Here is a 23776-nt window from a genome sequence, read left to right as displayed (position 1 = left end):
TTTAAAAATGAGTTATTTCGACGACGAGCTTGAAAAAGACCTATCAAACTCCAACATTACTTTCGAAAAATTTAAACCCGAAGTACATGATAGCTTTGTATCTAGCATCAATAAAAAACTTCCATTTCGCGGGTCTAAAATAGCTTGGAACTCCCTCCCCAACAGTATGAACTACGTAAAAAAAGAGGCCGACCAAGCTTTTATTGACATTTCAAAAAAAATAACGACCCTCAACGCTCCCGAAATTGTATTCATTGGCGACTCTCTTACAGATAACGCATACAAAATAAGCACAGCAAATTTAGAATGCACTCTAGCGATTTTCGCGGACATCCCGCAACATACTTACTTCTTCTCGGAAAGTCTAAGCTTCATCGGCTGCATTAGTAGCGAAGGAGAAATTGATTTTAGCGAATCATCTTCTTAATCATCATTCCCAATCAAGCCGGGACAGACCACGCGCCTGTTTTCCTGATGGACTAAATAGGGGACGAACTAAAAGGTGACAGATTTATTTTCTACAAACTGAAAATAAATCTGCCCCCTATTAAGCTTTAAGTATCACCATTGGACCCCATGAGGTAGAACTATGAATTTCAATGACACCCTCGTAAATACGGACGAGAGATTCGCTATAGGAATTGAAGAAACAACAGGAAAATACTACATCTCGATTTCGGTCAACAATCGCATGGTTGACTACGAAGAATATTATGAATTAAGCAAAGGGTCTTACTTGCTGTTTCTTAAAGACTCCTCTGCAGCATTACTGTTTGTGGAGCGCTGTAGAGCTAGGTTGGAGGATGAGCTTCTCTTTTTCAAGCCGGGAGCAGACCGCGGAATCGCGACGTAAAAAACGATAAAATTTGGTAATTAGTGAAACACAGGCAGATCCCCAGCAGGGCCGTACTGGAGGAGATCAGGAAACAAAACAACACTCATTTCACTCGGGCGGAATTGAATCTGATTGATGAGCTTCTATATTGCTATGGATAAGACAACGTTGATAAATCAATGAAGAAATCACACGCCATGACTGCCCAGTTAAAATACAATCTCCAGCCGATCAGAGTACCCAGCGGATGGACAATAACCATCAACAACATGTTTGAAGTTGAACTGACAGCCGAAACAACTGAGTGGTTCTCCAGCTCGGTTCTGTTGGGTGGCGTTCGGCGCAGTACAGGTCATTGCTTCGACTCGAGGGTCGAACCGGAAGGCGATCCTGAGGGAGAATTCGTGGTGGATTTTTTGACGATAGAACATGACAAACATGGCAAACCGGTCAAAAACTCTGAGGCATTCCTGGGTGAATTCAGAACCCGACACAAAGCCAGGTTTATTGAGAAAATCGAGTCATTCATGCTGGAGACCTGACAACCTCCGGGACAGAATCTAAAAACTCATGTCGGCTTCGATATTTTCCTCATACCCGGAAAGTGCTTTAAGAATGGCAGCGTTCTCCGCATATTTTTCTTTCAGTTGCCTCAGCTGTCGATCCGTTCCTTTGCAATAGCGGTTGATCTCACCGACCATCCGGCTGATGTCTTCTGGTTCCACCAGATCAGGCTCGGAAACCTCTCCCCGCAAGGAATCGCAGTTATCCCTTGCCATGACGTAGTCCGCAACATCGGAGGGCACGGCATTTTCGCTTTTGGCTGGGCCCGCTAAAACCGCAAGTGCCAGCAGCGCCATGAAACGACAGGCCGTGTACCTTTTGGTCGGACTGTTCGTTATTGCACCGGCCAGGGAAGTCATGTCGATTTCAACCTCTCGAAAAGTCACGCGCGTCACTCGATCAACGCTTGCGCGACCTCATATTTGACCACCACGCGATTGCGATAAAGTCTCTCACGCTTCACCAATTCCCCCACCTGCCCTTTGTTTCGCACTTCCCGCCAAATCTCATTCTCCCGATACACCCGCGCGCCCTCCCGCACAAACCGATGCGCCTCTTGAAACACGTGATAGCGATATTCCCTCACTCGATCACACAACAACTCCCCTTCCAGTTGTGTCTCGCCGACGTTCAACTTCAGCTGAAAGTGCCGATCCGTCGGGTTATGCAGCACCAGATCAACGTAGTTATAGAAAATCGCCGCCCCGGATCCGAACGGCAGCACCCGCCCCTCATCCGGAAACGGATCGAAGCTGTGGTTGGAGCGCTCGACCACCACCAGCGGTGAATGAATCGCCATCCAGTGAATCAGGTTGCTCAGTTGGCAAATGCCCCCGCCTACACCGCGTCGTGCCTCGCCGAAAGACAGTTCCATGCCTTCAACGTAGCCGCGCTTCACAGTCGGGCGGCCGACGAGGCGGCAGAAGGAGAAGTGTTCGCCGGGGGCGATGATGACGCTGTCGATGGCGGTGACGGCGAGTTTGAGGTTGATGACTTTGTTGTGTTGCAGGGCGAGGTCGGAGTCGCCGAGTTTGCGGATCAGTTTCGAGGTGTGTTTGAGGTAGCGAAATGGCAGACGCTCGGCCGTGGCGAGGGGACGTGCATAGCGTTTGCTGGAACAGCGCCAGGCGATCTGGCGGAACAGTCTTTTTTGCCACACGCGCAGCCAGTAGAGGGCTGGGTGGTAGAGGGAGAGTGGTTTCATCCGTGACACAACGGCGATCGCCGTTTCTTCCTTGATCCGTGAGAGGGGCGCGCATTTTATCCGGTAATGACCGGCAGCACCCCATGCATTTCATAAGACCAGCGGTCTCCCTTCGGCATACATCTACCGTCACATCCGCAAATTAAGGTTCGACTAAGGTTGCCTCGCTACGATCGCGGCCACGAAACCCTGTTGTCCTTGAATCGCAGATGAGTCCTTCCGACATGAAAGCGTTTGATTTACCAGCCCAGCCAGCGTCGAATTTCAGCCTTGTCCTGGTAAATTACAAAACCCCGGACATCACTAAAATGTGCCTCGAACTTCTGCGCGAGCACGTCCAGGAGCAACGCATTCCGGTGTGGGTGGTGGATAACGATTCGGCGGATGCAAGTCTCGATTACTTGCGCTCGCTCGACTGGATCAACTTGATCGAACGCCCTTCGCCGGGCAAGGAAGCCGGCCATATTGCGCACGGTAAAGCACTGGATCTGGCGCTGGAAAAAGTCGACACCGATTATTTGTTTCTGTTGCACACCGACACCTTTGTCTACGACAAAGAAGTGTTTGCGATGATGATGCGTGAATGCACGAAGACTGCGGATATGGCTGCAGTTGGTTGCGTCGAACAACTCAATCGCGGGATTGTGCGTGACACCTGGCGTTTAACTTCGCGCTTTTGCAAGCACTATGTTCGTAAAGTAAAAGTGCGTCTTGGCCTACGTTCGAAAATGCCAAGACCCTACAAGGAAACTCATCTGAAAAGTTTCTGCACATTGTGGAATGCGCGGTTGATGAAGTCCCGGGGCTTGCACTTCTGCATGGATGAGCAGGTGCCCGGTTATGCGCTGCAAGACCGAATGAGCAGCCTGGGCTATGGCATCAAATTCCTGTCGCCGCGCAAGATTTTCAGCTATCTGGATCACATCCAGTCAGGAACCGTCGCGGCTGCCGGCACCTACGGGGAAAATCACCGCAGGACGAAAATGTATCAGGCCACGCTGAAGCGCTTTCAAGGGCAGCAAGGCTAGCCTGCGGCGCACACCTCGGTTTAATTTCCGACAAACAAAAAGGGCGACTATAAAGTCGCCCTTTTTGTTTGCAGAAATTGTATACATCCACTCCGAAGAGGTGTTCGCCCAGTGTAATGGCCTGGCAATCCATGCACCGGTAAAGAGCCCTGACACTGGGCGAACGGGAAGGATTTTAATAGAAGTTGGCGCTTATGTCCTCATTCTTGAATATGAAATTTATGTACGAAAGCGTTAATAGATATTTATCGACGATTCCTTTCATGAAACTTTCAATGAGGTCAATCCAAACTAATAGTATGACTACTCTCATACAAAAACTGTACAAGAGCAGTCATTCTGTAGAGTTAAAGCTCAACTTTCGTGTTGACTGGTCACTTTTAAGATATCGGTGTAAGTGACAATAACGCTCTGGCCTTCTTTCAGATCTTTCAGTTTGGCTTGAATTTCAGGCTTTTTCACGTCGAGCACTTTCGATACGCCAGCCGGGTTTTGCAGGGTCACCTGATTTGTCTTCAAATCAATTTTGGTGATTTTCAATTGCACCTGAACCTGACGATACGCTTCGCCGCCGGGGTTATCGCTGCCCGGAGCCTTACGCAACTCACCGGTACGTTCGGTGGTGCCAGGCAGACCTTTATCCACATCGGTGTCGAGGTAGGCGGCGACAGAACGCTGTACCTGAATGTTGACCTGATCGCCGGCCTTCAGATTGGCGAGGTTTTTCGCCTTGTCGCTGAGCTGAACGTGAACCGGCTTGCCTTCGGCGCCTTCGAGCACAACTTGGTGGTTGGCGGCATCGACGGAGATCACTTTGGTTGTGACCTGATCGGCTTCAACAGTGGCAGACAGCGGAATATCGGCAGCCAGTGCGCCGAAGCTAGTGGCGGACAGTACGGTTGCGAGGGTGATGGCCTTGGCCAGTGCGTCGAGCTTCATAAGCAATACTTTCCCTGTGATGAATGGCAGCGCCCGGCGTTGAAGCGGCTTCGACGCCGGGCGTGCCACTGAGCATAGACGCTGTTCAGGGCTTGGCGGGGGTTTGTTGCTTTGCGGTGTCCTGCGCGGTGGATTCGCCACTGGGCGTGCCCTTTCCGCTATTTTGACGTTGTTTGGGATCGGTGGGCCGCAGCGCATCGTTGTCGCGTTCGGTTTCGCCCGGTGGTCGGGGTTCGTCGGGGTGTTCGCCTTGGGTGATCGGTTTCATGGGGTTGTCCTCAGGCTTCGGGGTCGTCGAGTTCACGGGTGACGTTGATGGCGGGTGAATCCTTGTGCAGGTCATCGGCCTTGGCACGCAGGATCTGCCATTGTTCAAGGTCGATGGCGCCTTGGCCGAGCAGGTCGTCGGCGATGCGTTGCAAGTCAAAATAGTGCGCGTCGGGGGATTGCTGCCAGTAGGTTTCGTCGTCGAACAGGCGCTGCCAGATGGTCATGTCTGGGGGTTGCAGGTCGTCGCTCATGGCTAATCCTCGGCAGGTTTCTCTGTAGAGGACAACACCGTAAGCCGAGTTCAAACCGATCCTTTGTAGGAGCTGCCGAAGGCTGCGATCTTTGGATCTTGTTTTTTAAAAGCAAAATCAAAAGATCGCAGCCTTCGGCAGCTCCTACAGGGATTTGTGGATACTTTTCAGTATCCGGTCATTTCCAGATAGCCCTGGCCGGGATGGCTGCCGCTGATGTGCACCGGGCCCTCCCAATACGGGATGCGCAGGTTCATCCAGGCATTGGGGTTGAGCGCGTCGAGGGTGATGTCGAGGTGTTTGTCGGGAATGCTGATCGACCATTTCACCGGCATCGCCCGGCCGGCGACGTTGGCGGCGTCTTGCGGGGTGAGCCGGATCTGCGAACTGCGCAGGGTTTGCGTCTGACCATCGGCGGCGATCCACGTGCCGGTGAGATACGGCGCGCCGTCCTTCTGACGCATGCGGTACAGCATCACGTGTTCGCCGCTGTCCAGGTGCAGGGAAAACCAGTCCCAACCGGTTTGATTGGCGGTCAGCGGCTGGCTGCTCCATTCGCGATCGAGCCATGCCGGGCCGCTGACGGTGTAGCTCTGGCCGTCAATCTGCAACGTTCCGCTGGCCTGAAAAAACGGCTGACTGTAGTAATACGACGCCTGACCTTCTTCGGATTTCTGGCTGAAACCCTTGTCGCCCTGCAGCACCAGCGGACGGCTGGAAGTCAGCTGCAGTTGATAGGCGAAATCCTTGTCGCGCGCGCTGAGTTGCAGGTCACTCATGGGATCCTGCGCCTGACTGGCAAACCGCCAATCATCGATCCACGCATCGAACGGCGCCAGTTGCACACCCGCCTGCCCCACTCCGCCCCGCGCATAGCGTTCAGCCGCGTGATGCACCGTGCTGGAAGTCACCGCCGCGTGCCCCAGCCAGACCGTCTGATTACCCCACCCGGCTTGCTCCGCCAGCGGTTTCAGCGCGTTGCGAAACAGCGTCCATTGCACGCCAAACTGATTGCCCTGCTGATCCTTGAGATTGGCGGTGAGGTACCACCACTCAATGCGAAAGCCGTCATGCGCCCCGTGATCTGCGGGAAAACTGAACACCCGCCCCGGCACCACCGGCGTGAACGCCAACGCCCGATTACCCATCCCGGCAAACCCCTTTTGCGCCGGCGCCGATTGATCGCATCCACCGAGCAACAACAAAACCATCAGCACAACGAGGTTAATCCTCATGGGCAAACGTCCTCAGCAGGTCCGCCGGTTGCGTGCGGTACAGCGAATACAGCGGCCATGCCGAAGCCAGTAACGTCGCCAACAACGCCAACCCCATCAACTGCAGCAATTGCCACGGGAACACCCGCAACGGCAGCCGCCAGCCAAACGCCTGCACATTGATCACCGCGTCCAGACACCACGCCAGCGCGATCCCCAGTGGCAACGCCAACACCAGCGTCAGCACCGCCAGCAGCCAGGTCTGAGCGAGATTGAGCAGCATCAATTGCCGCCGCGTTACGCCCAGCGCCCACAGCGGTGCGAGTTGACCGAGGCGACTTTGACTTTGCGTCAGCAGACTGATGAACAGCGCCACGCCCGCCACCGCCAGGGTCAGACTGTTCAACGCCGCCGTGGCCGCAAAGGTGCGTTCGAAGACTTGCACCGACCAGCCCTTGAGCCGTGCCTGATCAACGATGCGGCTGTCATCGAGTTGAAAACGCGTCTGCAATGCAGCTAAAAATCCCGGAATGTTCTGCGGCTCGATGCGCAGATTGAAACGGTTCGGCGTCAGTTGCGGCCAGCCGCGCAGCAAGTGATTGATGTTGACCAGCAAGTGCCCCTTGGGATTGCCGTAGTCGGCGTAGATGCCGACGATGCGTGGCGACCACGCACCATTCGGCGCAGGAATCGTCAGTCGATCACCCGCCCGTACCTTCAACCGACGCGCCAGTTGTTCGCTGAGCATCACCGCATCGTCGGTGGCCAGATGCGCCCACGGGTCGCTGCCACTGACATCGAGCAACGGCCAATGCTGGCGATAATGCGCGTGATCGATAATGCCGAACACCTCCGCCGGCCAGCCCTGCAACGTCACCGCGACTTGCCAGTTGGGCAGCACTGCCGCGACGTTCGGCTGCTGCTTGAGCCAGCTGTAAATTTCGCGCGACTGTGCCGGATTGCTCGGGTTGATATACAACTCGGCGCTCAGGCGTTGTTCAAGCCAGTCGTTGAAGGTTTGGCGAAAACCGGCGGTCATGCTGCCCGCACCAATATTGGCAGCGAGCGCCAAAAGCAACGCCATCAACGCCAGACTCAGTGCCGGCAGTTGCTGGCGGCAGTCGGCGAGAAACCACTGGCCGAGTACCGAGCGACTGCGTCCGAGCAACTGATTCAACAGCGCGCTGAGCAACACCGGCAGCGCCAATGCGGCGCCGATCAGCAATCCGGCCATCAGGACAAAACCGCTGGCCAGACTGTCGCCCCAGATCAATGCCACCAAGGCAATCAAACCCAACGAGGCTGCCAGCCAGCCCTGACGGCGCAACCAGCGCGCATATTGCTGATGCCAGGCCTGCGGATCGGCCACCGCCAACAACGGCAAGCGTGCGGCACGCAACAGACTATTGGCCCCGGCCAGCAAGGCGCCAAGCAGGCTCAAGCCGATGCCGCTGAACCACCACCAGGTGCTCAGGCGCAACTGCCCCGCCACTTCTGCGCCATACAATCCGCGCAGGCTGGCGGCGACATCCGGCAGCAACACACTCGCCAACCAATAGCCGCTGATCACACCGAACAGTCCACCGATCAGTGCCAGCACACCCAGCTCAACGATCAAGCAGAAAATCAACATTTGCGCGCTGACCCCGCAGGCGCGCAGCGTACGCAGCAGACCGCGCCGTTGCTCAAGCGCCAGCCCGATAGCGGCGTGGACGATGAACAAGCCAACCACGAATGACAAAAAACCCAAGGCATCGAGATTGAGGTGAAAACTCTCGGTGAGTCGCGCCAGATTGTTTTCCTCGCCGCTGCTTTTGAGCTGCAACTGTCCCTTGAACACGGCGGGCAGTTCGGCGTGAAAATCCTTGGGCAGCAATAGCCGCGACAATTGTCCGGGTTGTTCCAGCAGGGTTTGCGCGACGCCGATGTCCACCAGCATTAGGCCGGGCGCCATGTCCTTTTGCGCGAGCAACGGCGGCAATCGCAGACCATTAGCCGTTTGCGGCGTGTCGCCTTCACGCAGATCCAGCGCTTGCAGCGTTTCCGGTGAAATCCACGTGCTGCCCGGCGGCGTGAAAAACTCGACGATCCGTTCGATGGGCAGCGCCTGCCCGGCCACCGCCGAATCGGCGGGGAGCGACACCGGCTCAATGCCCAAGAGTTGCAACCGCTGATTTTCAAAACCCTTGAGCAGCAACCGCCCCTGCAACAGCGGCGACACCGGCCAGCCCTGTCGGCGCAGATCAACGAACCATTGTTGCGCGAACGTCGCGCCACTCGGCGTACTGAGACTGGCCTGCGGTTCGCCGCCGATCAACTGGCTGGCCCGTGCGTAGCTGTCACGCGCCTGACTGTTCAGTGCTTCGACGCCGGTGAGCAGACTGGTCGCCAGCCACAACCCGGTCAGCACGCTGAAAAACTGCACCGGATGGCGCCGCCAATGGCTGAGCAGCGCACGTAGCGTTTGCGCAAAGACGATCACGTCAGCCGTCCGCTGGACAAGACCACCCGCTGGGCCAATCGCGCCGCAACCCGCTGACTGTGAGTGACCATCAACAACGTGGTCGGCGTGTCGTCGAGCAATTCCAGCAACAAACGCAGCACTTCATCACTGGTTGCCTCATCGAGGCTGCCGGTGGGCTCATCGGCCAGCAGTAATTTCGGCTGCGATGCCAGCGCCCGGCCCAATGCGACCCGCTGTTGCTGACCACCGGAAAGTTGCTCGGGATAGCGCTTGAGCAAATCGCCCAGGCCCAGGCGTTGCATCAGGTGCGCCTGCCAACGCGGTTCATGGCGCCCGGCCAGGCGCGCCTGAAAGGCCAGATTATCCTCGACGCGCAGACTGCCGATCAGGTTGAACTGCTGGAACACCAGACCGATTTCCGTCCGCCGCCAGTTGGCCAGTTGCGCCTCGTTCATCGCTTCCAATCGATGCCCGCCGCTGCGGATGCTGCCGCTGTCGACTTTGTCGAGGCCGGCCACCAGGTGCAGCAACGTGCTTTTGCCACTGCCGGATTCGCCCATCAGCGCCAGGCTGCCGCCGGATTCGAGCGTCAGGTCGATGCCTTGCAGCACCGGCAATGAACCCTGCGGTGTGACGTAGCTTTTGAAGACGTTGCGAACCTCAAGCATGGCAAAACCCGATCAATGAGCCTGGGCCAAGGATAGCGGCCCTGAATGGTTTTTGTCCGTTTGCGATCATCGCCGCGACACAGCCGCGCCCTACCCTCCGAGACGGGTCCACCCATAACGATAAAAACCGGAGACGCCATGCAACGTTTCACTTTGAGCCCCCGCGGCCTGTTGGCCTGCCTGATCACTGCGTGCCTGAGCCAGTCAGTACTCGCCGCTGACGCGCCTGTCGCACCCAGTGCGCAAACCATCGCCAGCAACGCCGGCGTTCTGCAACAGTTGCCCTTCAGCGACCGCACCGATTTCGAATCCATCAGCAAAGGCCTGATCGCGCCGTTCAAGGGTCAGATCAAGGATGCGGCGGGCAAAGTCATCTGGGACGTGCAGGCCTACGACTTCCTCGCCAAGGATCAGGCGCCGGAATCGGTCAACCCGAGCCTGTGGCGCCTGGCCCAGCTCAATGTCCACGCCGGCCTGTTCGAAGTCAGCCCGAAGCTGTATCAGGTGCGCGGCCTCGATCTGGCCAACATGACCATCATCGAAGGTGACGACGGGCTGATTATCATCGACCCGCTGACCATGGCCGAAACCGCCAGGGCTGCGCTGGACCTGTACTACGCCAACCGCCCGCACAAACCTGTAGTGGCGGTGATTTACAGCCACACCCACGTCGACCATTTCGGCGGCGTGCGCGGGGTGATCGACGAGGCGGATGTAAAGGCCGGCAAGGTCAAGGTGTTCGCTCCAGCCGGGTTCATGGAACACGTGATGAGCGAAAACGTGATGGCCGGTAACGCCATGAGCCGCCGCGCGCAGTACCAGTTCGGCAGCCTGTTGCCGCGTGGTGAAAAGGGCCAGGTCGATGCCGGTCTGGGCAAGAGCTCGCCGACTGGCGGCACAGTCACGCTGATCCCGCCGACCGACCTGATCACCAAGGAGCTGGAAACCCGCACCATCGCTGGCGTTCAATTCGAGTTTCAATTGACGCCTGGCACTGAAGCGCCGGCAGAAATGAATATGTATCTGCCGCAGCTGAAAGCTCTGTGCATGGCCGAAAACGCCACGCAGATAATGCACAACGTGCTCACTCCGCGTGGCGCGCAAGTGCGTGATGCCAAGGCCTGGTCGCAATACCTCGACGACAGTCTGGCGCGCTACGGCGACCAGGCTGATGTGTTGTTCGCGCAGCACAACTGGCCGACCTGGGGCGGCGAGCGGATCCGCACGTTCCTCGCCGATCAGCGCGACATGTACGCGTTCCTCAACGACCGCACGTTACACCTGCTCAATCAGGGTCTGACGCCGCAGGAAATCGCCGACACCATCACCAAACTGCCGGGTTCGCTCGACCAGAAGTGGTACACCCGCGGTTATTACGGTTCGCTGAGCTTCAATACGCGCGCGGTGTATCAGCGCTACATGGGTTTCTACGACGGCAACCCGGCCAACCTCAATCCGCTGCCGCCGGTCGACACCGCCAAACGCACGGTCGAAGCCATGGGTGGCGGCGCGGCGGTTCTGGAGAAAATGCGCAAGGCCATGGCCAGCGGTGATTATCGTTGGGCGGCGCAGTTGGGCAATCAACTGCTGTTCGCCGAACCGGACAACGCCGAGGCGCACAAGGCACAGGCCGAGACGCTGGAGCAATTGGGTTATCAGAGCGAGAACGCGACCTGGCGCAACATGTACCTGACCGGCGCGATGGAACTGCGCAACGGCGTGCCGCCACACGCAGGCACTTCGGTGTCGGTGGACATGGTGCGGGCGATGAGTCCGGAAATGTTCTTCGATTACCTGGCGGTGCGGCTGGACAGCGACAAGGCTGTCGGTCATGACTTGACCTTGAACTGGACGTTTGAGGACTTGCAGAAAGACTTCAATCTGACCTTGCGCAATGGCGTGCTGACCCACCGTGCCGGGCTCAATCCTGCGGCGGATGCCGGCGTCAGCCTGAGCAAGGACACGCTGGAGAAAATCAGCCTCAAGCAACTGGATTTCCCGACGGCGATGCAGAAAGGCTTGATCAAGTTGCAGGGCAACGGCAAGAAGCTCGGCGAGCTGATGGGCAGCCTGGATACGTTTGGGCCGCAGTTCAACATCGTCACGCCTTGAGATCAAAAGCCCCTCACCCTGGCCCTCTCCCGGAGGGAGAGGGGACTGATTGAGGCGGATGTTTGAGGCACGCCGACCTGCGATACCGAGTCGAACTCAGACGTTGAAAAGCACAAAGATCGGCTCCCTTTCCCCCTCGCCCCCCTTGGGGGAGAGGGCTGGGGTGAGGGGGTAAATCTCCCAGACACCACAAAAACTAAGCAATCACCTCAACCACCGGCATCCGCCACTTCTGCTCAACCACTTCTTGCTTCGGCCCATACAAGCGCAAAATCACATTAAACGCCCCAGCCTGCGGCGTCGGCAGCCAATTACTCTCCTCCCCCGCCCCAGGCGAATTCGCCTGCATCCATAACGTCAGCCCGCCATCAGCATCCCGCTGCAATTGATCCCGACTGCTCAAGCAATACCGATCAAGCAGATTCGCCACCAGCTGCCGATCCGGCAAGTCATACAACGTCAGCGACCAGAACTCACTGGCCGGCGGCAATTGCCCCGGCGCGAAACGCAGGCGATAACGTCGCCCACCCTGCAACGGCTGCCCCTGATTATCCAGGCGGCTACCGGCATAAAACGCCTCCTCGACACTGTTACCGTAGATCCCCAGATACGCCCCCACTGCACGATTCAGATAATTGCCATGCATTGCCTCGCGGTTACCAAACAGGCCAAGCGTGGTGCGTGTTTTCGCGGCGGTTTCTTGCAGTTGCGCTTGTGCCTGTCTGATACCCGCTGCAATCGCTTGCTGCTTCTCGACAGGCAACGCCGCGAAATCGAACGCCTGCCCCGGCACAATGCCGATCCGTGCGAAGCGTTCGCGCAATGCTTGCTCCGCCGGTGGCGTCGGGCATAGCGCGAGGATCTGATTAAGCACCGCGATAAACGCCGGCCCCAACCCGGTTTTGCTGTCCCACACCGGCCAGTCAATCGCCGGCGCCGCAACCGGGCTCGGGCTGCCGGCGTACTCATGCAACCCATGCAAACGGTATTGCTGCTGCAACGCGCGCACTGCCGGCATGTCGTCGGCGTTCTTCAACCCGGTACGCGCGAGCACCATGACAATCTCGGTTTCACTGCGCAGCACGGCTTTGATACCGCTGGGCGTCGGCCCCTGCCAGCTCGGCCCGGTGATCAAATAATCCCCCGCCTCGCGACCTGTGCTGAGCACGCCAACATAAGCAAAGTTATGCGTGTACTGATCGACCAGTTGATGAACGTAATAACGGTCCGCATCCACCGCCGGCACGCTCAACACTTGCGGCTCGCTGCGCAGATCGAGCCAGGCCCAGGAGTAAGGCGTGTCGTTGTTCGGCGTGACGATTTCGCGATTGGCCGGGGTGTAGAGCTGGCTGTAATGGCGGAAACGATTGAAGCCGCCGAGGTACTCCGCCGCGCTCGGATCAAGCAGTTGTTTCTCCATCGTCTGGTAATGCATCAGCAGCGCAAAAGCATAGATCCACGCCTCCTCCGCCAGCGCTTGCGTTTCATCGGCCAGCAACCAGCGCGGCACCATCAGCCCTCCTCCGAGTACACTCATGCCGCCCAGCATCTGGCGGCGATTGATCGTCAGGCTCATGGTTCGGCCCTCGCAATCGTCGGCAACTGATAACTGCCATCCAGCGCAGCGGCTTGCGGCAGGTACAGACGCAGCAGGAGGTTGAACGGGCCTTGTGGCGTCGGCAGCCAGTTGCCCTGCTCGCCCTGCGCCGGTGCATCCGGTTGCAGCAACAAGGTCAGGCCACCGTCGGCGTCATAGTGCAAATCGGCGCTGCGATCACCCAAGGCGTAACGCCCGATGGCATTGCTCGCGAGCAACTGGGTTTTGCCGTCGTACAGCGTCAGCGACCAGAACGCGTTCACCGGCGGTAACTGCCCGGCGGGGAAATGCAGGCGATAAGCCCGGCGACCGTCGAGCAACTGGCCTTCGGCATCATGCAGGGCCATCGGGTAAACCGCTTCGACCGCGTCGTTGGCGTAGATGTAGCGCCATGCGACGGCAGCGCGGGTCAGGTCATCGTCGGCGAATTTGCCGATGTTGGTCGGTGATGGAAACCAGCCGTTCTGTTCTTTCGACAGTTGGCTGGAGGCGGCGCGAACCTGCTCGCGGCCGGCTTCGGCGCCTTCTGCGATGGCTTGGCGAAGGTTGTCGGCCGGTGCGAACGCGGCGCCGGGCAACACGCCAATCGCGGCAAATCGAGCGAGTTTCGTTTGCTCGCTGGCCGTCCATTGATGCAACGGCGCCAAGGCATTGAAGGTGTTGAACAGGGCCTGCGCTTCACCGTGTTTGGTGTCCGGATACGCCGGCAAATGCAACGGCGCAGGCGCGTCGGGTGCAGTGCTGTTGGAGGCGCGGGACAACGGTTGCAAGGCATAACCCATCAACACTTTGGCGGCGTCTTTTTGATCGGCCTCGCCTTTGACTTCGGTGCGACCGAGCAAAAACACCACGCGGCTTGGCGAACGAATCAAGCCGTTGAAACCGGTCGGCGCTGGACCCTTCCAGTCTGGCCCGACGATCAGATAGCGCCCGGCCTGATTGCCGGTGGCGCGAGTGCCGATGTAGTCGAGGTTGTCGGTGCGCAGGTCGACCAACTGGAAGCTGTAGTAGCGATCCTCGATCGCTGGCACTTGCAGCACCATCGGTTCGGCGCGCAGGTCGAGCAAGGCGCGGGAGTAGAAGGTGTCGTTGTTTGGCGAGACCACTTTGTTGTCTTGCGGGCCGAGCAGACGCGGTTCGCTGTAGAGGCGATTGAACGGCAGCCTGGCGTTGATCGCGGTGAGCACTTTGTCGTGTTCGACGGTGGCGTAGGCGAACACGTAAGCCTCTTGTGCGAGGGCTTTGGCCTGGCTCACATCAAGGTCAGCGGCGTGTACGGTGCCGAGGCTGGCGCCGACCGCTAGAGCGGAAATCCAGTGACGCATAAACAATCTCCAGACAGAAAACAAATCCCTGTAGGAGCTGCCGAAGGCTGCGATCTTTTGATGTGGCTTTTTAAGATCAAAAGATCGCAGCCTTCGGCAGCTCCTACAGGGGTTGTGGTGATGGTGAGAGGTTATTTAGCCCAACGTCGCAAGTCCGACGGCGTGTAATCGTCGGTCTTCGCCGCGAACCCGACGCGCATCGGCTGGGTCTCTTCGTTGGCCAGGCCACCGGCGTAATAACGCCCGGCAATCAGGTCATACGAAGTCTCCAGCACGTTGTAGGTGAAGCCATGGTCGTACTGTTGAATCGCGTGCAATTCACCGCTGCGCCACAACTCGCCACGGCTGTCGTATTGATCCGACTGAGCAATCTGCCAACTGTCTTCGTCCACATAAAACCGGCGTTTGGCGTAGATGTGCCGGGCGTTCGGCTTGAGCGTGGCTTCCACCACCCACACCCGATGTTTCTCGTAGCGCGCCAGATCCTGATTGACGTGACTGGGCTTGATCACCTCGTCGTATTTGAGCGCGTGACTGCCGATCTTGTAGCTGTTGTAGGGGATGAACAGTTCCTGCTTGCCGATCAGTTTCCAGTCGAAACGATCCGGCGCGCCGTTGTAGCCATCGATGTTGTCGGCGGTGATCAGGCCGTTGCTGTAACGGGCGCTGTTGTCGTAGGCAATCATCGGCGCGCGGCGCACGCGGCGTTGTCCCGGCAGGTATTGCCAGGCCGAACGCGGCTCAGCGACCTGATCGACAGGCTCGTGCACCAGCACCGCTTCGCCGGACAACCGCGCCGGTTCCAGCACCCGGCTCTTGAACAGGAACAACGTGTTGGCGTTCGGCTCCAGTCCGGAAACGGTATCGGCGAAGTTGATCAGCGACTGGTTGCGCACATAACTGGTCGCGCCGTTTTCGCGCACCAGCGCCGAACTGCTGATGCGCTCATAGCTGCCGCCGCGATAGCGGGTCATGTGGTTCCACATCACCTCCAGACCTTCGGTTGGCAGAGGGAAAGGAATGCCGCGCGCATAGTCGTGCAAACCGTTGCCGCCGTCGGCCATGCTGGTTTTGGCGACGTTGGCGCGGCTCTGCTCCAACACATCCTTGGGCAGATTGGCGCTGCGATGTGTCGGGTAGACGTTCATCTTGTAGCTGTCCGGGTAACGCTTGAACAAGGCGATCTGCCCGGGGCTGAGAAACTTCTGATACTGCGCCAGATTCTGCGCGGTGACGGTGAACAGCGGTTCTTCCGCCGCATACGGATCGCTGTAGCTGCCCTTGCTGTCGACGGTGCCGGCGTTGCTCGCCAGCCCCCCGCTCCACGGCGGAATGCTGCCGTCGGCGTTCGCGGCCATCTCCGAGCCCATCGGCGTCAGTGTTTTGCCCAGCGCAGCTGGATCGTTACCTTTGGCTTGCGCCAGACCGACGCTGCACGCCAGCGCCAATACACACATTTGAATACGCATAAGGGTTCTCCTTAGAAGTCGGCCTTGAAGCTGACCGAGGCAAAATCGCGGTCGTCGAGGGTGCTGTAGTCGTTCGAACCGAAGAAGGCGTTGTAAGCGAGTTCGACGCTGTAATCGTTCATGTAGACGCCGGTCAGGCTCAGGCCCAAGGCTTGCTGACCTTCCTGAAACGGCCCTTGCGGGTCGTAGGAATAACCCGACACGTCATGCCGCCAGTTGACCGCCGGAATCAGGTTGATCCCCGGCAACACGTCGCTGTATTCAAGGCTCGCGCGCAGGCGATAACCCCACGACCACTCGCTGGCGAATCCCTTGTCAGTGCAGTACTGATTGGTCACGCCCGAGGCCACGGTGTTGCATGCCGTGCCGTTGCGCGGGGCACTGCGGCCGAACGCGGCGTTGCGGCCCAGACGTTCGTCGCCAAGGTCGTCGATGTGCACCACGCCGGCTTCGCCGAACAGACTCAAGCGCGTGGCGCCGAGGATGTTGTCGAAGGCTTGCGTGGCCGAGCCGGTCATCTGCCACACACCTTTGCGCACCCAGCCGTCGTAGCGACTGCCGCCATTGGTGTTGAAGCCTGGCGGCAGATCGACCCAGGAACTGCCACCCGGCCCGGAGATCACCGCGACGTTGATGTCCGGGGCGTTGATCGCCAGCGGCATGTTTGGCCGATAGCTCAACTCACCCGCCAGCGAGATGCCGCTGATCGGTTCCACACCGTTGAGGCTGATGCCATACAGGTGAATATTTTCCGGAAACGCTGCGGCATAACTCGGCGCCTGAACGCCGCCGGGAAAAGTCCCGGGCAGCGAGGTATTGCGCGCATCGAGGGTGAAATACGGCAGCCGCGAGTGATAGTTGATGTAGTAGATCGCTGCTTCCGCATCGTTCAGCGCCGGGATCATATTGCGCAGCGCGAAACCGAATTGGCCGTTGTCCGACGGTGATTCGTTGCCACGCGGGGAAGCGTACAAACCGGCGGCCTGCATCTGTTGGTCAGTCTGTACCTGGCTCAGGTACAACGGCCCGCAGCCCTTTTGGATCGCATCGCTGGAGGCGAAAAACGTGCCGCAGCCATCCAGCACGCTGGGGCGCCAGTTGTACTGATAGAAACCCTCGAGATTGAGCGTGTCGGACAGGCCGAAGCTGAACGAGACCATTTCCACCGGTAACTGGCCTTCCTTGATTTCCACGCCCGGCCGATTGAACGCCGAGACGTCGAGCGGGTTGATCACGTTGATGCCGTTCTGGATCAGCAGCGATTCGCCCCACGACAACACCTGATTGCCGACCTTGACGTTCAACGGGTGATCGGCGATCTGGAAATCCTTCCAGACATAGGCGTCGAGGGTCTTGAAACCCTTGAATTTCGACAGGTCATCCCAACCCGAATCATCGAATTTCTTGAAGCGGCCGTTGCCGTCTTCATAGGCGGTGTCGTACCAGTATTTGAAGCGAATGAACGCGCCCTGCCCCTGCCCATCGAGGCTGAAATCGGTCAGGCCCTTGAAGTTCTGCGAGATCGGGTCGCCCTTCTCGAAGTTCAGCCGGTTGTCATCGGCGCTGACGCTGCTGCCGTTGGCCCGCACGCCTTGGGCTTGCAGGGCGTTGGCGCGGGTCATCAGGCTTTTGTCAGGGTTTTGCGTAGACCAACTGCTGCCCAGGGTCAGCGTGGTTTTGGTCGACAGGCTCCAGTCTTCGTTGAGTTCAAAACTGGTGGCATAGCCGGGGCTCGACAGTGCGGCGAGGATCGCCAGGGTCAGGGGTTGCGTGCAGGTGTGGCCACGCCGGGCAAGTCGCGGACGGACTTGGGGCGTGACCGAGCATGTTTTTATCATTATTGGGCTCCGGTCAGGTTTGCTCAGCACAGACACGGTGCCCAACCATCAGCCGCGACACACAAGCGATGGCCGACAAAAAACAATCATCGGCGTGCTTACAGTGGATTGAGCCGGAACTGCTTCGGCGTGATGCCGAACTGTTTGCGGAAGGCACGGATGAAGTTGCTCGGCTGGCGATAACCGAGGCGTTCAGCGATGCGTTCGATCGGTTGATCGCCGGCGGTCAGCCAGTGCCGCGCCAGCTCCAGACTGTCGTTGCGCGTGGGCGCAGCGGATTCGGTTTGCCAGTGACGGAGCATGCTCTGGTGCAGAAACGGATTGGCGCCGAGCAGTGGTTCTTCGAGGGTTGAGCGCTTCAGGGTCAGACGCGGATGAGCGCCTTGTTCGACGCGAATACCGTTGTTGCGCAGCCAGTTTCCGGCGGCTTGTGCTGGGCACAGTGTGACGCTGACAAACACCTCGTCGGGCGTCTTGCCGAGTCGGCGGGCGATGTTGCGCACCAGGGTGATCGTCGCAGCGTCGAGACCGAAGTGATGGGCCTGGCCCTGCACCGGACGCAGGTGCAAATGCGCGTCGTCGCCCGACGCCTGCAACTCGACCGCGACGTAATTGGTCACGCGCGGCGCAAACGCCACAAAGCAATCGAGACTGGTGCGCAACGTCGGCGCCGAGTCGAGCAAAATGTTCAGACCTTGCAGGCACGTGGTCGCCATACCGTTGACCAATTCACAGCCGAACGTCGGTGCAGCACCGGCCTGCTCGCATTCAAGCCATAGTTTCTCGACCGCGTGCGCAGGGATTTGCTGGTCGTAAGCGTCAAGAGCCGATGCGCAGATTCCGGCCCGTGCCAACAAGGTTTGCGGGCACAAGCCTGATTGCTCGGCGTGGCCGAGAATAGTGCGGGTGAAGGCGCTGGAAGCGAACATGGATGCAGACATGGCGACGATTACCAAGGGACAGGCGTGTACTTATGCCAGCCAACGTGATATCGATCCAATGCATTAAAAGTATCCGCAGAATGCAGGAGACGCATGATGGATTTACGCCAGCTTCGCCACCTTGTCGCCCTCGCCGACTATCGCAACTTCGGCCGCGCAGCTGAAGCGATCAGCCTCAGTCAACCGGCGTTCAGCCGCAGCATTCAGACGCTGGAGCGCGATCTCGGCTGCGAACTGGTCGAGCGCAGCAGCCGTGAATTTCGCCTCACTGGCCAAGGCGAACTGGTGTTGCAGCATGCGCGGCGCTTGCTCGCCGGCAGTCAGGCGTTGCACAACGAACTGACCCAGTACAACGGCCTCACCGGCGGCGAACTGCAATTCGGTTGCGGGCCGTATCCAGCGCAGGTGCTGGTGCCGGAAGCACTGGCACAATTCATTCAAGCGCACCCGGCCATTCGCACGCGTTTTCATCAGGGCGACTGGCAACAATTGTCGCTGTGGCTACGAGAGCAGCAGATCGAATTTCTGATCGCCGATGCGCGGTATTTTGTCGGTGATCCGCAATACCACGTACACCTGCTGCGTACCCGGCCGGGGCGGTTTTTCTGTCGGGCCGGGCATCCGCTGGCCGGTCAACAGCAATTGAAATTGCGGGCGCTGCTCGATTACCCGGTGGTCGGCACACGCATTCCGCCGATGATTCGCAAGATCCTCGCCGACATATTGGGCGAGCCGGACTTCAATCCCAGCGTTGAATGTGCGCAGTTCGATGCGATTCAACGGGTGGTATTGCGTTCCGATGCAATCGGTCTGGCGACGCTCGAAGCACTGCGCGAACAGGTCGATCAGGGCTTGATCCACTTGCTCGACTTCATCGACGTGCCGCGCAACGACCCGGCGCTGCAACTGGGTTACGGCATCGTCAGCCGCGTTGGCTACTCCATGACCCCGGCGGCGCGGGCCATGGTCGAAGCGATCCTCACCGTCGACCAACGCTTGCTCGCGGCCAATCAGTAATCCAATCACACACAGAACCCTGTGGGAGCATTCCTGCATAAAGAAAACCGGGGGCGGCCCCCACTACCGCGAGCCCGCACGCTCCCACAAATGCTGGGTTTTCGCCGGGATCTGCGGTGTTTCGCCAAGGGCGTTCAGCAAACAATGCATCGCCTCCTCGCGGCTGCGCTCGAAGCGGTAGCGTGCTTCGATGTACAGCGCCAGTTTCAGCTCCACCGCATCCTCCAGCGGCAGCGGCGCCTGTTGCATGCCCAACGCGATTGCGACCCGGCTCGGCAGACTCAAGCCAAACGGATGACGGTCAGCCATCAGCTTCGCCGCCAGGGTACTTTGCGTGGTCACCGCGATGGTGCGGCGCAGGCCTTTGAGGCCCAGGTGCAAATCCACCGGATTGAGCCCGTCGCGCCGGCTCGACACCTGAATCTGCGGCTGCTGCAAATACGCCTGCAAGGTGCGCGGCGGCGCCTTCAACGCAGCGCCGTAAGCAAACACGTAGTGATCCGCGGCCAATGTGCGTTTATGCAAACCACTCAACCCGGCCAATGGCTGATCGATATCGATCAGGATGTCGAGCTTGCCGCTGGCCAGTTCCTGCAAGGCATCGCGCCGACGCGGCTGGAAGTAGCGCACCTGCCAATCGGCATGCGGCGCTTCGAGCAACGCATCGAGCAATACCGGTTGCAGGCAATCCAGACAACTGATGCGCAGCAGCGGATCATTCTGCCGCGCCGCCGGAATCATCCGCAGCCCGTCGCGCAACGACTCCAATGCTGAACGCACATAGTCCGCCAGCCGATGCGCCACCAGCGTTGGCGTAACACCCAAACGACTCTTGATGAACAACGGATCGCCGCACAATTCACGCAATCGGCGCAGTGCATTGCTCATCGCCGGTTGCGACAGGCTCATCACATCGGCGGCGCGAGTGACGCTGCGTTGCTGGTAGATCGCGTCGAAGGCAAGCAACAGGTTGAGGTCGAGCTGGCGTAAATCAAGCATGGTCTTGCTCCGGCAAATCGCTTAACGTCGGCCAGCCTAACCAGTGTCCAGAAACAAGCGGTGAGCCCTACATGACAAAAATCAATCAGCCGCCCGCCAATGCCTTTTACGCGCCGACCCTGTTGCCGGCCATTGAAGAACTGCTCGCCCGTGGTATTGCGCGCCAAGCCATTGAAGAACAATTCCACCGCAGCCTGTTTGACCTGCGCACACCGTTCATGCGTATTCCGCTGGTGTTGTCGCGGCGTTTCTGGGCGTTTGCCATGGAGCAAAGCGGTGATCCGCTGATCGGTCTGGCGGCAGGTCGGCGGTTCGTCTCCACCGCCACCAACGGCTTGACCTATCTGTTCGATGTCGCGGTGTCGCTGGAAAGTGCCTGCGATTACTTCGTACGGTTTTTCCCTTTCTTCAATGGGCATTTTCGTGCGCAGATCGTGCGCGAAAACGGCGTTGTGGAATTGCGCCTGGTCGAAGCCGGCAGCCTGCGCGCCGCAGCGCCCATTGCCGATTACATTCTGGTCAGCCTGTGCAGCATGCTGCGACGCAAGTTGCTGGCCAGTGGTCTGGGTCGTGATCCGGTATTGGCCGTGGCGCTGGTTTCAGCGAGAAGCGAAGAACACGAACAGGCCTTTCGCGCGCCGGTGCAGGGTGCGCAGAAATACCCGGCGATTCGCCTTGATCCGCAACTGTTCGTGGCCGCGCTGACGCCGGGCAATCAGGCGCTGGAGCAGACGCTGGTTGAACTGCTGGAACAGACTCGACGCAACAGCGAACCGACCTTGCTGGAGCAAGTCAGTGATTACCTGATCGAGGATCTGGCAGCGGCGGACTGGAAGCAATTCTGCGCGACACAGCATTTGATCGAGCGCACAGCGGCACGACGGTTGAAGGCGTTGGGCTGGAGTTTTTCCGAATTGCTCGATGAGTATCGGCGTTATCGGGCTGAGGATCTGTTGCGGAGCGCAGAGTTGGAGCTGGTTGAGGTGTCTGACCGGTTGGGGTACAGCGATGTGCAGAGTTTCAACCGGGCTTGTTCAAGATGGTTGGGGTGTGCACCGGGGGTTTATCGAGCTCAAGAGCGTATGAAGATTTGAGTTTTTGCGTGACTTCAAGATCCTTACCCCCTCACCCCAGCCCTCTCCCCCAGAGGGGCGAGGGGGAAAGGGAGCCGATTTGTATGCTATTCAAGACCTGAGTTCGACTCAGAATTTTCAGGTCGGGAAGGTTAGAGTTAAGGCTGCCCGACTGCCACACTCGCCGGCGCCTGCGACGGCGTGACAATGCTGCCCAGATCAATATGCTTCCACTCAGGCTTGGCGCCCAGCCGCGCATTGAAGCGGTAGTTGAAGGTGAACTCGTCCGCCGTCGCGACACTCAGTGGCTTGCCATATACAGCCTCGATTCCCGCCAGGTCATAACCCATCAACTGCAACAGCGTCGGAAAGATATTGTAGTGACTGGAGCGATCCTTGTTCGCCGCCAGTTGCGCCGGCCAGTCCAGCGTTTTCAGAGCGCTGCCCTGAATCACCACCAACGGCACCAGACCCTCCTCTTCCACCGGATCACCGCCGCAGTGGGTGTTCAATCCCGGATTACCGCGTTCATGCAGATCCTGACCGTGATCAGAGGTATAGATCAGCAGCGCATTGTTCAGATTGCCTTGGGCGAACACCCGCGCAAAGAACTCACCGACATTCCATAACAGCGTGTTCTTGTAGGCGTTGCGGTACAGCACCCAATCATCCGGCTGACCATTGAAACCGTTGCGCTCGCCGGTATCCGCCACTTCGGTGAATTGCCCGCGCGGCAAGGTCGGACGGTAGGCCATGAACGCATCGGGATATTTGTCATGCACCGGGAAGTGCGCACCGACCTTGTTGATCACCACCAGCTCTGGTTTGTCATCGTTGAGCAACTCGATGAGCTTCGCCGCTGCCGCCATGTCGCGATCGCGCACGCTGGTCTGGTCGAACTGCACGAATTCGTCGATATCCTTTTTCTCGGTGTCGGTCATCAGGTTCTGCAGATTGCCGGCGGTGCGCTGGGCGTCGATGTACACCGTGCGCAGCCCGGCCTTTTTCGCGTACTGCCAGATCGACGGCAACGTGCTGTTGATGCGCATGTAGTCGGCGCGGGTGCCGCCGTAGCGCAGGGTCACGTTGGTGTCGGCGCTGCAATTGGCGATGGAGGCGGCGTAGCCGTAATTGAAGATGTCGACGCCGGGACGCGCCTGTTTGAGGTTGCTGTGCACGCCGAACGGCGCGTTGATATCCAGATAATTGCCGGAAATGCTTTCGTCGATGATCAGCACGATATCGTGGCCAACGGCTTGCGAGGTGCGCGCCAGTGTCACCGGTTCGCGTGGGCCGACGGTGTTGTGCAGTGCCTCATAGGCAAACAGGTTCAGATAGGCCAGTGGCGTGTACATGATCGGCAAGCCCCGCGCGCCCTCTCCCGCACGCAAGAACAGCACGGCACTGAGCAGCAACACGCCGCACACCGGCGCCGCCACACGTAACGCGTTGGGAATCGCCAGCCCATGGCGTGGTTTCAGGCCGATGCCGAACAGCAACAGCAAACCGCTGAGGGCGCCGCGCAGGATCGCGTCTCGGTACTGGTACGCCGCTTCCTGGATGAAGCCGCCGGAATATACCAGCGAGACGAAGCTGCTGTAGCTCAGATAATCCGCTGTGACACGGGTGTAAACATCAAAAAACACCGCCGAGGCGAACATCGCCAATGCGAATGCATGGCGGATGAGAGTCTGCCGTATATACGCCGTTAGATATAACGCAAAAGTAAGCGCCAAAAACATCGCGCCAAAAAGAAGTACAGCAAAACCCAGGCCGATAGCATTTAACCGCTCTATGTAATATTCGGCATAAAGCAATAAATAAGTAATTAAAAGCAATTCTTTGGCATATCTGAACATGGCGATACCGGTCGTGCAAAACGGTAAGGAGTCAAAGGTTTGGCAATCAGACCCTGACACTAGCACCCGGCCATCAAAGCGCAAGAATTGACTGTTTTTTGTGGAAAGC

The 23776-nt window shown here is 58.5% G+C and carries 22 protein-coding genes; 7 read left to right on the top strand and 15 right to left on the bottom strand.

Annotated features, from left to right (window positions below; all coding sequences use genetic code 11):
* Positions 1–7: 7 nt before the first annotated feature.
* The 3 genes from U6037_RS10560 (at position 8) to U6037_RS10550 (ending at position 1377) form a co-directional block, all read left to right on the top strand.
* Positions 8–427 (top strand): hypothetical protein, encoded by a 420-nt coding sequence (locus U6037_RS10560; RefSeq protein WP_322846693.1) that lies wholly within the window; start codon positions 8–10, stop codon positions 425–427.
* Between the two features lie 162 nt (positions 428–589).
* The gene (locus U6037_RS10555) at positions 590–853 is read left to right on the top strand and encodes a hypothetical protein (protein WP_322846692.1); all 264 of its coding nucleotides are present in this window, start codon (positions 590–592) and stop codon (positions 851–853) included.
* Between the two features lie 179 nt (positions 854–1032).
* A complete protein-coding gene (locus tag U6037_RS10550; protein WP_322846691.1) occupies positions 1033–1377 on the top strand; it encodes a hypothetical protein in 345 nt (114 codons plus the stop codon).
* An 18-nt stretch (positions 1378–1395) separates the two neighbouring features.
* Here U6037_RS10550 and U6037_RS10545 read toward each other — a convergent pair whose 3' ends face one another.
* A complete protein-coding gene (locus tag U6037_RS10545; RefSeq protein ID WP_150752173.1) occupies positions 1396–1758 on the bottom strand; it encodes a hypothetical protein in 363 nt (120 codons plus the stop codon).
* Positions 1759–1790: 32 nt separating this feature from the next.
* Positions 1791–2603, bottom strand: coding sequence for a VanW family protein (locus tag U6037_RS10540; RefSeq protein WP_322846690.1), 813 nt, complete (start codon positions 2601–2603; stop codon positions 1791–1793).
* Positions 2604–2827: 224 nt separating this feature from the next.
* On the opposite strand from U6037_RS10540, the gene U6037_RS10535 reads away from it, so the two are divergent.
* Positions 2828–3631, top strand: a complete 804-nt coding sequence (locus tag U6037_RS10535) for a glycosyltransferase family 2 protein (protein ID WP_322847303.1) — start codon at positions 2828–2830, stop codon at positions 3629–3631.
* Between the two features lie 354 nt (positions 3632–3985).
* Here U6037_RS10535 and U6037_RS10530 read toward each other — a convergent pair whose 3' ends face one another.
* The 6 genes from U6037_RS10530 to U6037_RS10505 form a co-directional block, all read right to left on the bottom strand.
* A complete protein-coding gene (locus tag U6037_RS10530) occupies positions 3986–4570 on the bottom strand; it encodes a hypothetical protein (RefSeq protein ID WP_042704991.1) in 585 nt (194 codons plus the stop codon).
* A gap of 85 nt (positions 4571–4655) precedes the next feature.
* Positions 4656–4838 carry a hypothetical protein gene (locus tag U6037_RS10525; protein WP_077572118.1) on the bottom strand — a complete coding sequence of 61 codons (183 nt, stop codon included), beginning with the start codon at positions 4836–4838 and terminating at the stop codon, positions 4656–4658.
* Positions 4839–4848: 10 nt separating this feature from the next.
* Complete coding sequence (locus U6037_RS10520; protein ID WP_322846689.1) at positions 4849–5091, bottom strand: hypothetical protein; 243 nt, start codon at positions 5089–5091, stop codon at positions 4849–4851.
* Between the two features lie 167 nt (positions 5092–5258).
* The gene (locus tag U6037_RS10515; RefSeq protein WP_322846688.1) at positions 5259–6326 is read right to left on the bottom strand and encodes a lipocalin-like domain-containing protein; all 1068 of its coding nucleotides are present in this window, start codon (positions 6324–6326) and stop codon (positions 5259–5261) included.
* Positions 6316–8787: an FtsX-like permease family protein gene (locus tag U6037_RS10510; protein ID WP_322846687.1), complete on the bottom strand. Its 2472-nt coding sequence runs from the start codon at positions 8785–8787 to the stop codon at positions 6316–6318. Before U6037_RS10510 ends, U6037_RS10515 begins: the two co-directional genes overlap by 11 nt.
* On the bottom strand, positions 8784–9437 hold the full coding sequence (locus U6037_RS10505; RefSeq protein WP_322846686.1) for an ABC transporter ATP-binding protein: 654 nt from the start codon (positions 9435–9437) through the stop codon (positions 8784–8786). The genes U6037_RS10510 and U6037_RS10505 overlap by 4 nt, the downstream gene beginning before the upstream one ends.
* A 138-nt stretch (positions 9438–9575) precedes the next feature.
* Here U6037_RS10505 and U6037_RS10500 point away from each other — a divergent pair, with 138 nt between their 5' ends.
* Positions 9576–11549 (top strand): alkyl/aryl-sulfatase, encoded by a 1974-nt coding sequence (locus U6037_RS10500; RefSeq protein ID WP_322846685.1) that lies wholly within the window; start codon positions 9576–9578, stop codon positions 11547–11549.
* Between the two features lie 196 nt (positions 11550–11745).
* Here U6037_RS10500 and U6037_RS10495 read toward each other — a convergent pair whose 3' ends face one another.
* The 5 genes from U6037_RS10495 to U6037_RS10475 all read right to left on the bottom strand — a co-directional run bounded on the left by U6037_RS10495 (position 11746) and on the right by U6037_RS10475 (position 18719).
* Positions 11746–13125, bottom strand: coding sequence for a DUF1254 domain-containing protein (locus tag U6037_RS10495; protein WP_322846684.1), 1380 nt, complete (start codon positions 13123–13125; stop codon positions 11746–11748).
* Positions 13122–14471 (bottom strand): DUF1254 domain-containing protein, encoded by a 1350-nt coding sequence (locus tag U6037_RS10490; protein WP_322846683.1) that lies wholly within the window; start codon positions 14469–14471, stop codon positions 13122–13124. The genes U6037_RS10495 and U6037_RS10490 overlap by 4 nt, the downstream gene beginning before the upstream one ends.
* Before the next feature lie 131 nt (positions 14472–14602).
* Positions 14603–15940, bottom strand: coding sequence for a DUF1329 domain-containing protein (locus U6037_RS10485; RefSeq protein WP_322846682.1), 1338 nt, complete (start codon positions 15938–15940; stop codon positions 14603–14605).
* 11 nt (positions 15941–15951) lie between these two features.
* Entirely contained in the window at positions 15952–17778 is a 1827-nt protein-coding gene (locus U6037_RS10480) for a DUF1302 domain-containing protein (protein WP_322846681.1), read from the bottom strand.
* 98 nt (positions 17779–17876) lie between these two features.
* Complete coding sequence (locus U6037_RS10475; protein ID WP_322846680.1) at positions 17877–18719, bottom strand: AraC family transcriptional regulator; 843 nt, start codon at positions 18717–18719, stop codon at positions 17877–17879.
* Positions 18720–18815: 96 nt separating this feature from the next.
* Here U6037_RS10475 and U6037_RS10470 point away from each other — a divergent pair, with 96 nt between their 5' ends.
* Positions 18816–19736 carry a LysR family transcriptional regulator gene (locus U6037_RS10470; RefSeq protein WP_322846679.1) on the top strand — a complete coding sequence of 307 codons (921 nt, stop codon included), beginning with the start codon at positions 18816–18818 and terminating at the stop codon, positions 19734–19736.
* A gap of 63 nt (positions 19737–19799) precedes the next feature.
* Here the strand turns inward: U6037_RS10470 and U6037_RS10465 are convergent, their stop codons facing one another.
* Positions 19800–20735, bottom strand: coding sequence for a LysR family transcriptional regulator (locus U6037_RS10465; protein ID WP_322846678.1), 936 nt, complete (start codon positions 20733–20735; stop codon positions 19800–19802).
* A gap of 71 nt (positions 20736–20806) precedes the next feature.
* Between U6037_RS10465 and U6037_RS10460 the strand changes: the two genes are divergently transcribed.
* Entirely contained in the window at positions 20807–21829 is a 1023-nt protein-coding gene (locus U6037_RS10460; RefSeq protein WP_322846677.1) for a helix-turn-helix domain-containing protein, read from the top strand.
* A gap of 137 nt (positions 21830–21966) precedes the next feature.
* Here U6037_RS10460 and U6037_RS10455 read toward each other — a convergent pair whose 3' ends face one another.
* Positions 21967–23667 carry a sulfatase-like hydrolase/transferase gene (locus U6037_RS10455; protein ID WP_322846676.1) on the bottom strand — a complete coding sequence of 567 codons (1701 nt, stop codon included), beginning with the start codon at positions 23665–23667 and terminating at the stop codon, positions 21967–21969.
* Positions 23668–23776: the final 109 nt, after the last annotated feature.

Origin of the sequence: Pseudomonas sp. B33.4 (genome assembly GCF_034555375.1) — a bacterium.
Lineage (GTDB): Bacteria > Pseudomonadota > Gammaproteobacteria > Pseudomonadales > Pseudomonadaceae > Aquipseudomonas.
This window is presented reverse-complemented; position numbering and strand designations above follow the sequence as displayed.